At 56.3% G+C, this 11,092-nt stretch carries 12 protein-coding genes and 1 pseudogene; 4 read left to right on the forward strand and 9 right to left on the reverse strand.

Annotation, left to right across the window (positions count from 1 at the left end; all coding sequences use genetic code 11):
• On the reverse strand, positions 1 to 386 hold a 386-nt coding region (locus HHJ19_RS14600), incomplete at its 3' end, for a M48 family metalloprotease (RefSeq protein WP_296908612.1).
• A 170-nt stretch (positions 387 to 556) separates the two neighbouring features.
• Here HHJ19_RS14600 and moaC point away from each other — a divergent pair.
• From moaC to HHJ19_RS14610, 3 genes and pseudogenes are all read left to right on the forward strand, one after another.
• Complete coding sequence (gene moaC / locus HHJ19_RS14605) at positions 557 to 1,111, forward strand: cyclic pyranopterin monophosphate synthase MoaC (RefSeq protein ID WP_296908601.1); 555 nt, start codon at positions 557 to 559, stop codon at positions 1,109 to 1,111.
• Between the two features lie 103 nt (positions 1,112 to 1,214).
• Positions 1,215 to 1,346: pseudogene (locus tag HHJ19_RS18075) on the forward strand (hypothetical protein); the annotation flags it as partial.
• 50 nt (positions 1,347 to 1,396) lie between these two features.
• Positions 1,397 to 1,552 carry a hypothetical protein gene (locus HHJ19_RS14610; protein ID WP_296908602.1) on the forward strand — a complete coding sequence of 52 codons (156 nt, stop codon included), beginning with the start codon at positions 1,397 to 1,399 and terminating at the stop codon, positions 1,550 to 1,552.
• A 25-nt stretch (positions 1,553 to 1,577) separates the two neighbouring features.
• On the opposite strand, the gene HHJ19_RS14615 is transcribed toward HHJ19_RS14610, so the two are convergent.
• Together HHJ19_RS14615 and galE are read right to left on the reverse strand one after the other, a co-directional pair.
• A complete protein-coding gene (locus HHJ19_RS14615) occupies positions 1,578 to 3,044 on the reverse strand; it encodes a Wzy polymerase domain-containing protein (RefSeq protein ID WP_296908603.1) in 1,467 nt (488 codons plus the stop codon).
• Positions 3,045 to 3,225: 181 nt separating this feature from the next.
• Positions 3,226 to 4,254 (reverse strand): UDP-glucose 4-epimerase GalE, encoded by a 1,029-nt coding sequence (galE, locus tag HHJ19_RS14620; protein ID WP_296908604.1) that lies wholly within the window; start codon positions 4,252 to 4,254, stop codon positions 3,226 to 3,228.
• Positions 4,255 to 4,342: 88 nt separating this feature from the next.
• On the opposite strand from galE, the gene HHJ19_RS14625 reads away from it, so the two are divergent.
• Positions 4,343 to 5,320, forward strand: coding sequence for a glycosyltransferase family 2 protein (locus HHJ19_RS14625; protein ID WP_296908605.1), 978 nt, complete (start codon positions 4,343 to 4,345; stop codon positions 5,318 to 5,320).
• Here HHJ19_RS14625 and HHJ19_RS14630 read toward each other — a convergent pair.
• The 6 genes from HHJ19_RS14630 to HHJ19_RS14655 form a co-directional block, all read right to left on the reverse strand.
• The gene (locus tag HHJ19_RS14630) at positions 5,298 to 6,293 is read right to left on the reverse strand and encodes a glycosyltransferase (protein WP_296908606.1); all 996 of its coding nucleotides are present in this window, start codon (positions 6,291 to 6,293) and stop codon (positions 5,298 to 5,300) included. The genes HHJ19_RS14625 and HHJ19_RS14630 overlap by 23 nt on opposite strands.
• On the reverse strand, positions 6,290 to 7,087 hold the full coding sequence (locus tag HHJ19_RS14635) for a class I SAM-dependent methyltransferase (protein ID WP_296908607.1): 798 nt from the start codon (positions 7,085 to 7,087) through the stop codon (positions 6,290 to 6,292). Before HHJ19_RS14635 ends, HHJ19_RS14630 begins: the two co-directional genes overlap by 4 nt.
• Positions 7,088 to 7,113: 26 nt before the next feature.
• A complete protein-coding gene (locus HHJ19_RS14640) occupies positions 7,114 to 8,625 on the reverse strand; it encodes an oligosaccharide flippase family protein (RefSeq protein ID WP_296908608.1) in 1,512 nt (503 codons plus the stop codon).
• 4 nt (positions 8,626 to 8,629) lie between these two features.
• Positions 8,630 to 9,043, reverse strand: coding sequence for an N-acetyltransferase (locus HHJ19_RS14645; RefSeq protein WP_296908609.1), 414 nt, complete (start codon positions 9,041 to 9,043; stop codon positions 8,630 to 8,632).
• Positions 9,030 to 10,193 carry a hypothetical protein gene (locus tag HHJ19_RS14650; protein WP_296908610.1) on the reverse strand — a complete coding sequence of 388 codons (1,164 nt, stop codon included), beginning with the start codon at positions 10,191 to 10,193 and terminating at the stop codon, positions 9,030 to 9,032. Before HHJ19_RS14650 ends, HHJ19_RS14645 begins: the two co-directional genes overlap by 14 nt.
• A gap of 45 nt (positions 10,194 to 10,238) precedes the next feature.
• The coding region (locus HHJ19_RS14655) for a DegT/DnrJ/EryC1/StrS family aminotransferase (RefSeq protein ID WP_296908611.1) at positions 10,239 to 11,092 on the reverse strand (854 nt) is incomplete at its 5' end.

Genomic DNA, 11,092 nt, shown 5'->3' on the forward strand with positions numbered 1-11,092 from the left:
AGTACGGCGGCCATTTCATCGGCGCTGCCCACCGCGCCAATCAGCCCGAGGTGGACACCGAAATAACCGCCGGGCAAGGCAAACGCGTTGATGCTCCGGTCACGGATCAGGAATAACTCCCAGGCAAAACGCTCGTCCAGCTCGGAGGGCAACTCGCCGCGCGCGCGCGCAGCGGCCTTCAGCGGCAGCCAGATGCTTTGCACATAGTCCACCAGCACCGGGTCATCGATGTAGTCAGGGTCGCGGTAAATACTGGCGGCGATGCGGTCGCCGATGCGCCGCTCTGCCGCGATCGACAGATCGGAGCTGTCACCCAGCGAGGGCAGCGAACCGCTGTTTCGGCCGGTCGCAGCGACTGCCGTCTGGGCCAGGGAGCGCCCGGCCACAGGCAGCAGGAGCAGCAGAACCAGCGCCAAGGTGCTCCAGGCATGGCGCGGTTGGGCGGGGGCACGGTCAGAGCGGATCAAGGAGGTCAAAAGCAATCACCTTCCCGGCGTTGATGGCGCCGCGTACTAACTCTTATGATGACGCATAGTTGTAAAGGTTCTGTATCAGCATGACGACGTTTTCTTCAGCATTGACCCATTTTGATGGCCAGGGTCAGGCCCACATGGTCGATGTGGCGGCCAAGGCTGCCACGCACCGCATTGCGGTCGCGCAAGGCCTTATCGTGATGAACGCGGCCACGCTGGCGCTGATTCTGGCCGGCAACGCCAAAAAAGGCGACGTGCTGGGCGTGGCGCGCATCGCCGGCATCATGGCGGCCAAAAAAACCAGCGAGCTGATTCCGCTCTGCCATCCCTTGGCACTGACCCGGGTTGCTGTTGAATTTGTAGCTGCACCAGCCGTGGATTCAAAGACGGCAGGCCGTGTTGATGAAGGTAATGAGGGGGATGAACGAAAAGGCTGTGTGAGCTGCACCGCCACGGTCGAAACTGTCGGCCCCACCGGCGTCGAGATGGAAGCGCTCATAGCCGTCAACATCGCGCTGCTGACGATTTACGACATGTGCAAGGCGGTGGACCGGGGCATGACCATCACCGAGGTCAAGCTGCTGGAAAAGCATGGGGGCAAGTCGGGGAGTTTCCTTGCCGGCAGCGCCGGTGTTTGATCCATCCTGACACTTTCATCGCGGACTTACACCATTCAACTTGACCTATCAGCGCTGAGCAAAGACCTCGCCAGCGTCGAGCGTAGCCTGACGCGACGCGTGCATTCAGCGCTTTGACTGCTGCTTTGAGTTGGGCTGGAAGATGCTCAAGCGTCAAATTGAACTTGAAATTGGCAACGCGGTGGAAGTCGACGGCTACAGCCAGCGCACCCTGTTCCGGATTGCCACCGAGCGCGGCCTGATCTGCCAGCGCTTGAAACGATGCCGGGGCCCGAATTGCGCGGCATGCTGGAACAAACGTTTGACGAGTCTGACCTGCCGTTTCGGGTCGATAGCGCTGAGGCGGCGACCCTCAACCCCGAGTTCCGGACGCTCATCGCGCCACAAGCAGTCAACCTGAACTGCGCCGTGCGGAAATCTGGCGCCCGTAAGCGCCGATAAGCGTCTCAATGCGCCTTCATGCGCCTTAATGCGCCGCATTCTGGCTCGCCCAGCGCGCATGCTCCAGCGGGAAAGCCGCCCGGTAGCGCGCCAGGTATTGCAGCGCTTCATCATCGCGCCCGAGCATGACGGCGCTTTCAATCAGCTTTTCAATCACGCGTGGCTCGGGCGAGTAATGCAGCAGCCCAAGTGCTAAAGCATGAAGGGTGGCGGCCGTTTCCGGCGTAAGCGCCGTCATGCTCAGTTCGGCAAATTCGGCCTGATGGGGGAACAGCGCGCTGTTTCGGATTTTGGCCAGCGTGTCGCCCTGGTAGGCGGCGCTGCGCTCGGCCGGCGGCAGGTAAATCTGGCTGACCCGGTAATAGCTGACGGCCACAGTCGCCAGCGTTGCTATCATAAAAATAGCTATACATAGCCGAAAGTACTGGACCACAGGCCTATTTTGTCCAATTTCTGGAGAAAACCCGGCGCCGGGTGGCCGTCGCGCCCACAGCAGCCCTGCAGACAGGCCTGCAGCCAGCTGGAAGGGCCCGTACCACAGCGGATATTCCAGCAGGCTGTGCAGCAAGATGACGGCCAGCACGCCCCAGGCCATCTGCCGCGCCGCATCGGTTTCAGCCCACGGCCTGGCGCGCCAGACCAGCCAGCTTAAAGCCCCGCAGATCGCCACAGCCGCGGGCAGACCCAGCTCCACGGCCAAATGCAAGGGCAGGTTATGCGCGTTGTCCAGGATTTCGCAAAACCGCGGGCCGGAGTACAGGGTGATGAAATGTGCGTAGTCCAGCTCACCCCAGCCCCAGCCCAGCCAGGGCTTTTCGGCGATCAGCGTGAGCACGTTGGACCACAGTATTTTCCGGCTCTCGCAGGTCGGTGCTTCCGTCAGCCGGCCAAACAGGCCGCCGATTTGCACCCCGGTCAGCAGCTCAAGCAGCCAGGGCAGCATCATCACGGCCACCCCAAAGGCCAGCAAGGCCTGCAGCGCAAACACCAGCAGTCGCCGGCCACCCGGCAAAACCCACCACGCCGTGAGCGCCGGAATCAGCAGCCACTGCAGCAAGCCCGTGCGCGAGCCACTGGCCGCATTGCCCACGGCCAGCAGCAGGGCACTGGCAAGCGCCCACCAGGGCATCCCGCGCCGGCCTGCCATTTCTCGCCCTGGCCCTTTCGGCAACGCAAGCAGGGCGATCAGGGCCACCAGACCAATGCTCATCAATGTGGCCAGCTGGTTGCGCTGGCGCAGATTTCCGAAAGCCTCGCCCGCCTGCGTCTGGCTGATCCAGGGGTTGAAATCGGGCGCCAGCCCGAAGTATTGAAGCAGACCGACCAGCGCACTCAGGCTGGCGGCCAGTATCCAGCCGCTGGCGATGAGCCGGCCATCGAGCTTGCGCTGGAATAGCCAAAGGATGACCGCGCAGGCCGCAGAAAACAGCCACGGCCAGGCGTTGGGCGTGGGCCCGGCGGTGTAGGGGTTGAGCCAGGGCAGGACGAGCAAAGCGCTCAGCCGCCAATTCGACGGATGGCGATTGTTCAATGTTTTTGACACCGGGGAGTTCGGTCAACTCTGATTGCGTGCAAGGGCAACCAGCCTAGCGCGAAAAAAAATCCAAAATCCGCAACTGGAGACAGCACCACCATTAGGCCTCCGCGCGAACTTATGAAAACAAACTCTGTACTCACGTATACCCTTCGGGATTGCGCAATTGCCAGCGCCAGGCATCCCGGCACATGTCTTCGACGGTATGGCGTGCGCACCAACCCAGAAGCTCTTTCGCCAGCGATGGATCTGCAAAGTATTCAGATACATCACCGCTGCGGCGCCCAACCACGACAGATGGTACGCAAACGCCATTGACTCGATCAAAAGTGGAAATCAATTCCCGCACGCTGGTGCCACGGCCTGTGCCCAAGTTCACCGTGAAACTACCCGGCTCATCCAGCAAATGCCGAAGCGCCGCCACATGTCCCGCAGCGAGGTCTTGAATGTGAATATAGTCACGGATGCAGGTGCCGTCCGGCGTGGGATAGTCGCCACCGAAAACCGACAGTTCGTGACGCTGCCGCAACGCCACCTGCGTGATGTAAGGCATCAAATTATTGGGTGTTCCGTGAGGCGCTTCACCGATCAAACCGCTGGGGTGCGCGCCCACGGGATTGAAGTAACGCAGCGTTGCCAGCCGCGACAGCGGGGATTGAGCTGCTAGTGCGAGCAGAATCTGCTCCCCGGCCAGCTTGGTCTGCCCGTAGACCGACGCAGGTCGGAGTGCCGCAGCCTCAGGCACAGGCGAAAATTCCGGGACCCCATAAACCGTGGCCGAGGAACTAAACACCAGCCGGCATGGCCCAGCATGCTGCAGAGCCCGCAACACTGCCAGCAAACCGCCCACGTTGTTGCTCCAGTAGTCCAGCGGCTTTTGTCCTGACTCCGCAACGGCCTTAAGTGCTGCAAGATGAATACAGGCATCAACAGGATACGTTGAAAGAATGTGCGCCAGCGCCACCTCATCCCGCACATCAGCGACCACCTTCACAAACGACGCACCTGTCAACTTCTGCACCCGTTCATACGCAACCGGTGAACCGTTGCAGTGGTTGTCCAGCGCGACAACACCGTATCCCCGCTCCAGGAGAGCGACAACCGTATGTGATCCCACATAACCTGCGGCACCCGTTACGAGTACGGTTGTTGTTGGTTTATCCTGCATGGCTGCGATTCTAAGCACGCAAGGTCGCCGACCCCGGCGGGCATCACAAATGCCTCAGAGATAATCGAACCCGATCTAAAGGGACTTCATGCGCGTTGTCATTCTCATGTCCACCTATCAGGGCGAGCCATTTGTAGCCGAGCAGATCGAATCCATACTGAGGCAACTTCCACCCGATGGCCGGTTAATGGTGCGTGATGACGGCTCGCGCGACGGGACAGCCAGCGTTGTTCGATCTTTTGGCGATCCGCGCATCACGCTCACCTGTGGCCCGAACATCGGCTTTGCGCGGAGTTTCTTCACGCTGATGGCCGCAGCGCCCGATGACGCAGAAATGATCATGCTGTCGGATCAGGATGATGTATGGCTCCCCCACAAAATCGGGCGCGCGTGGGAATATCTAAAAAATACAAATGAAATTCCCACGTTGTACTGCTCGCGCCAGCAACTGGTAGACGGCAACCTTCACCCAATCGCGCTTTCAAAACGCTGCGCAAGACCACCATCATTTCAAAATGCACTCACTGAAAACATCGTTACCGGCTGCACCGCTGCCTTTAACCGGAAAGCATTGCTCCTGGCCCTACAAATAGGAAAACAGGAACGAATATATTTCCACGACTGGTGGCTGTATTTGGTAATTTCCGCTTTTGGTCAGGTGATCGCTGATGACGAGGCTACCATTTTGTACCGGCAACATGGCGGAAATGCTATAGGTCGGGGAGCGGGCATAGGAAGATACATCAGAATATTGCGCTTTTTGCGCAAGACAAGCTGGGTACACATCATGTACAGCCAGATAGAGCAATTGGAGATTGCCTTCGCCTCGCGCCTAACCCCATTCCAACGTCAACTTATGAAAAAGTACTTGAATCCGCACCAAGTTTCTTCGGCGTCACGGCTTGTGTTTTCCTTCAAGCGCTTTCGGCAGTCTCTCCTCGGCGATATATTGCTACGCGGCCTTCTAATTGCCTCGGTGGCGGCTGGGCGTGGCCTTTTGAATTCCCCTCCTCACGTCACACAATCGAACCGTGGCAAGTTGTTTACTGGCGGGGATGAACAATGATGAGCGCGTTGCTCCGACACAAGAAACGCGAAACACGTACTGAAAGCATTTTTCGCACGGCGGAAAACAAGACAAGCGCCATATGAATCAACAGCATTGTCGGTCGTAACCGGAGTTGCTGCACGAGCAACTTTGCGCGGGACCAGAAATCCTTTTCCATGCACCACAACGGCTGGGCGCTAAGAGTGTTAATAATATAAGTGGCGCAACAACTGTGGCGAACTGATTCCGGCGCTTCTGCAGCCATCGTGACAATTGTGTGCAGGTACAGGTCATCAAAGTGGCTGAATTGATTTTTCAGCATGGATGTGGCCGTCATGCGCCGATAAACCACGTAAGTAGCAGGCAATAGCCCAAGGCTGCCTTGCTGCGCCAATCTTAAATGGACCATGTAGTCAATAAAAGGTGACTGAAGTGCGCCAAGGCTTTCAATCGATTGGGCGCGATACAGGAGCGAACTGTGGTTGAGAAAGTTGCCTCTCGCCAAAAGGTAGTCAGCGTCGATTACGTCGGGTTGCGCGTTGGAAAAACCGCCGACCAGCACACCTTGGGCATTCACTACCACGGCATTTGAATAAACCGCGGTGCACTCTTGATGGTCATTCAGAAACGCCAGTTGTGCCGACAACTTGCCGGGTAACCAATAGTCGTCCCCATCCAGATGTGCGACAAAATCACCTCGCGCGCGACGCAGTAGTGTCAGATAATTTTCGCATCCGCCCACGTTTCGACTGTGGGTTACAACAGTCATGTAGTCCGGATGCCGCATCGCCAAATCCTGAAGAATGGCAGGCGTGGAGTCTGTTGAGGAATCGTCTCCAACCAAAATTTCGAGGTCAAACTCAGCTGGATTGACTTGCCCCAACACACTCATAACCGCATCACGAATGTAATTTTGCTGGTTGTATGTGACGATACACACCGAGATCAACAGTTTTTGCACATGCCCAATTGACTCGGCGAATACGGTCATATAGTTAACGGCTTTTGAAACAGGAAAAATGGCTCTTCGGGGTTGACACCCATATACGCTACATCGACGTGAGGTAGCAAGGCTGCATGACTTGCTGTCGCCCGGCGCAGCCCGCACTCCTCCACACGACGCTTAAAGTCCTTACCAAAAAGGCGGCGATGGTCCTCTTGACCATATGCATGCAGACATGCAAGCTCGGTCCTTATGGAAGGATCTTCGAAGGTATTTGTGAGTCCGCTGGCGTAGGGCGTCTGCAAAATGGCATTCCCCCCCGGGCGCAGTACTCTAAAGATCTCACGCAACGCCTGTGCATCATCTTGCACATGCTCCAAGACATGATTAGCCAGCACAAAATCAAAATAGTTGGCAGAATAAGGGATCGCCTGGAGATCCATTTTTTGGACGGTTGGACTAGCTGGAAACAGGTCCGCTAAGACATACTCAGCCGGACCAGTTTTTCGAATAAAGCGCTGCAAATGAGTTTCTGGTGCGAAATGCAAAATGCGCGCAGCATTCATACATGACAGTAGGTTTGCAGCAGTCAAGTATAAAAGCAGGTGACGTTCGCGATCATGGCTTTGACAGGCAGGGCACTCGAAATGCTCAACATCGCTGCCAACTACGGCCAACTGCCGCATCAGCGGTGGAACGCTCGCCAGACCACGGCGGTAGGGCAGGAAACGCCGCACACGGCTCTCGCACATACAGCAGTAGCGTCTGGCGCCGAACGGAATGCGTGCTGCCATTCGCCAGCCTATTCGATGAATTGCGCCGAGCGCACCGAAAAATCTCATATTTCACCCTCAAATATGAATAGTGATCATGCTTGCCGCTGCAGATAGCGGCGACGCCAAAAATGGCGCATCTCGGCGCGCAGCGAGGACGAACCCATTGCGCCCGCGAGCAACACAAATAGCGAAATCACCAACAACTGGAGACCAACCAGCAAACGATCTGCGGGCCACGGCAGCCACTGACATGCAAGCGCGCCCCCCATCGCTCGTAAGGCAATCGGCGCTACATCATGCCGCAACCAGCGCCCGTGCAATCCGCGAGCCTGCCTTGCGTGCACGAGAGGAACCCACAGCGCGAGATAGACCAAATTAACCGCAAGCCACGTCCACCCCGCACCTAGCGCGCCGTACCGGCCGACGGCCCAGAAGAGACACGGCAGCAACATCAATACAAAGACCCCCGTGCCCAAAAGATGCAAGCGCAACTTTCCCCTGGCGAACTGCAGGTAGTACGGAAATGCGCCAAGCGCCATGGCGGCATTGCCCAAGGCGTAAAGCCGCAGCGTAGGTGCCGCCTGCACGGCCAGTTCGGTATTTCCGGTCCAGACCCAAAGCACCTGCTCGGCATACCAGGCTAAAACGAAGCATGCCGGCCAAACCAGCAAACCAGCCCATTGCGTGGCCTGGTGGTACAAGGTCAGCAAGGCATCGTCATTACCCTGTCCGTGCAGCGCGGTCAACCTTGGCATCAGTGCGGCCGCAATGGGGCCGGTCAGCAGCAACACCCCCCCCGCCGCCAACACGGCCAGACTGAACCAGCCATAGTCGGCCAGTGGCAGCAGGCTTGAAAGCAATAACTTGTCGGTTTGCGACACCACCACCCAAACCACGCTCGCCAGAGCCATGGTCGTCGAAAAACCCAGCACATCGCGCAAAGGCTGCCAACTCCATCCCGTAACGCTGCCGGGCGCAGCGGGCAGCAACACGTAGGCCTTGCGCATCAATACCAGCGCCTCCAGCACCGCCACAATCAACTGAAATGTGAAGAACTCAGTGGGAGTGCTTCCCACCCAAATAAAAAAAGGAATCACCAGCACGAAGCGGACTGTAGCCACGACCGAGCTGAACGCACCCAGCCACACCATTCGCTCGAACCCGGTGATCACGCCGCGGTAAAGCTCGCCCATCCAGCGCAACACCGCAATCAATGCCATGATCTGGATCGCGTTGATCACCTCCTCCTTCGGCAAATGCTCAACCCTCAGCCAGTGTTCAGCGACACTGCCCGCCCCCAGCGCCAATAACGTCGCGCCAAGAAAGGCCACACAAAGAAAAATCCCTTCCAGCGACCGCAGGAGTCGGCGAAAGCTTAAGGCCGTGACAGACCCCCCACCAAACAGCGCGGTTTGCCTCGCCATGGTCGATACCAGTCCCATGTCCAGAAGTTGAAACCACGCCTGCAACAGAACAAAAAAAGCCACAAGTCCATATGCTTCAGCACCCATGTACTTCAAATACAACGGCAGCATGAGAATACTCATCAACGTGACGTAGGTTTGGCTGACATAGCTTGCGAGAATATTTCGTTTAAGAAACACGAATTCAGCTCGTCTGAGCCTCCATTAGATATTTATCACCCCGGTCTTCGATCGGGCAAAAACCCATAGTTTCGTAGAGTTTTATGGCTGCTGCATTTTCCTTTCGAACCTCTAGACGACATACCCTGAAACCTCGCTTGGCGGTCAACGCGAGTACATATCGCACAAGTCCTGCACCTATTCCTAACTTTCTAGCAGCTGGAGCAACCATAAGCAAAGTTATATAACTCGAATATTTATCTGGCTCATTACAGTAAAAAAAAACAAACCCCAAACACTGATCAAACACATCGTGTGATAGAACTTCAGCCTTGGCGGCAAGTTTCTTGAAAAACTCATCGCTCTCTGGCACAAAATTACCAGTTTGTCGAATTTGCTCACTACGAATAAGATCAATAATATTTTCACGAAGATTCATTGCAATTAACTCTAATTTCGTTTTCCATGTTATCTACTATTTCGAGCATCTCTGCCATAGAATTAAATCTCAAAATCATGGTGCCCAAGGTGTGATTCGAACCGAGGTACTTTTCCACTTTGTCACCTGGTTTGACCCAAATATCCTGCTCAATTATTTTTGGCTTGATCCGCTCGGAGATCCAAAGGTCTTTATATACCCCCGTCTCCAGCGAGTGCACCATGTAGCTGGACCAATAGCCTGTAGCAGCCTTCATGGTCACGCCCGTGCATGGCAAACCTAAGGCGGCGTCTACGGTGTATTTGACGAGGTCGATTTCCGTGGCGTATTGGACGACCTCAGGGATCAGGCAACCACCGTTGCGGGGGCCTAACTCCAGGAAGTAGAACGTGCCGTCTTCAGTAAATACAAAGTCGAAGTTCAAAGCACCGGTTTTCATGCCCAGAAGTGTGAGCAGACGCTGACTTTCAGTATGGGCAATTTCCAGCCAGTCATCAGGATGTGAAGTCGGGAAGGTCTGGCCGATGGGCACCAGCCCGTTGCAGAGTTTGTCGAAATGCTCGTCGGCCCAGCATCTGAAGGCCAGTTGACCGTCCACCACAAAGCCATCGCCTGCCACTTGGTAGCGGGTGCGAACGATTTCGGCCTCGACCACCACCATTTTTTCGCGTGAATACGTTACCGCGTGGTTGAAAGCCTCGTCAAATTTCACAGGGTCGGTCAAGCGTGTGACGCCTTTGCTACCAGATGAATCCACAGGTTTGATGAAAACAGGCACGCCAATTTCTGCCACCCAGGCGCGGGCTTGTTCGCGATCATAAAAAGATTCAGAAAGCGGAACGTTAAAGTCATGCTCTTTCAAAAAGGCGCGAAACAGGTCTTTCCGCGCCAAGGTGCACACCGCTTGATACGGGTTACCGGGCAAACCCATTTGTTCTGCTACGTAGGCAGCAGTCGGCGCGGCGGGGTCGGAGGCGTAGGCCACGATAGCGTCGATTTGCAGTCGTTGGGCCAATTCCAGCACGGCATCTTTGTCGGTCGTGCTGACGTTGTAGGACTCGTGCGCCAGTTTGTGGCCAGGGTTGTCGGGCAAATAGTCGCAAGTGATGACACGGTGGCCTTGTTCGCGCGCGTAGCGAAGAGGTGCCATTTGCGTGGGTGCAGCACCAAGGAAAAATATTTTCTTAGGCACGTCTTATAAAGCGATCAATTGGGTGATGCGCTGCAGTTCTTGCTGAGTCAAGGCCGGGTAAATCGGCAAGCAAAGCACCTTCTGCGCGGCGGCCGTCGCCGCCGGCAGGTTTTCGCGTTGCGCCGAGGGCATGCCCCGGTACATGGGGAAGTCCGTAATCAGCGGGTAAAAGTAGCGGCGGCCATGAATGCCGTAGTCTTTAAGTCGCTGGTACAGCGCGTCGCGGCTGAGCGGGTACTCCGGCTCAACCAGAATGGGAAAGTAGGCGTTATTGGCAACGGTTTCACCATCATCGGTCAGCACCCGAATGCCCTTGACTGAAGCTAGCGCCTCGCGGTAGGCCTTGGCGATTTCCTTGCGGCGGCCCAAGGCAATATCAATATGCTTGAGCTGCAGCAACCCAAATGCCGCGTTGACTTCGCTCATTTTTCCGTTGATACCCGGGGCCACCACGGTTACCTCATCCACAAACCCAAAGTTTTTCAAATGGTCGATTCGCTGCTTGGTCTTTGCATCAGGGCAAATGATTGCACCGCCCTCGAACGTGTTGAAGACCTTGGTGGCATGAAAGCTAAGCATTGACAAATCGCCATGGCTCAACACGCTGCCACCGTGGCATTGAACGCCAAAGGCGTGGGCGCCGTCATAGATCACGCGCAGGTTGTAATTGTCTGCGATCTTCTGGATAGCCTCAACATTGCATGGGCGACCATAGACATGTACCGGCATGATGGCTGTAGTCTGAGGGGTAATGGCCGCTTCGATCCGAGCCGGGTCAATGTTAAAAGTGTCGGGGTCAACATACACCAAAACTGGCTTGTTGCCATAACACAGCAAAGATTGGGCGGTGTCCACAA

The organism is Polaromonas sp., from assembly GCF_012927415.1.
Classification (GTDB): Bacteria; Pseudomonadota; Gammaproteobacteria; order Burkholderiales; family Burkholderiaceae_C; genus Polaromonas.

Bases quoted from the DNA above. Each gene is read 5' to 3' on its own strand.
- galE (WP_296908604.1), bottom strand. From the start codon at position 4,254: ATGCAGGATAAACCAACAACAACCGTACTCGTAACGGGTGCCGCAGGT.
- HHJ19_RS14610 (WP_296908602.1), top strand. From the start codon at position 1,397: ATGCTGGAACAAACGTTTGACGAGTCTGACCTGCCGTTTCGGGTCGAT.
- moaC (WP_296908601.1), top strand. From the start codon at position 557: ATGACGACGTTTTCTTCAGCATTGACCCATTTTGATGGCCAGGGTCAG.
- HHJ19_RS14635 (WP_296908607.1), bottom strand. From the start codon at position 7,087: ATGAGATTTTTCGGTGCGCTCGGCGCAATTCATCGAATAGGCTGGCGA.
- HHJ19_RS14630 (WP_296908606.1), bottom strand. From the start codon at position 6,293: ATGACCGTATTCGCCGAGTCAATTGGGCATGTGCAAAAACTGTTGATC.
- HHJ19_RS14625 (WP_296908605.1), top strand. From the start codon at position 4,343: ATGCGCGTTGTCATTCTCATGTCCACCTATCAGGGCGAGCCATTTGTA.
- HHJ19_RS14650 (WP_296908610.1), bottom strand. From the start codon at position 10,193: ATGGCACCTCTTCGCTACGCGCGCGAACAAGGCCACCGTGTCATCACT.
- HHJ19_RS14645 (WP_296908609.1), bottom strand. From the start codon at position 9,043: ATGAATCTTCGTGAAAATATTATTGATCTTATTCGTAGTGAGCAAATT.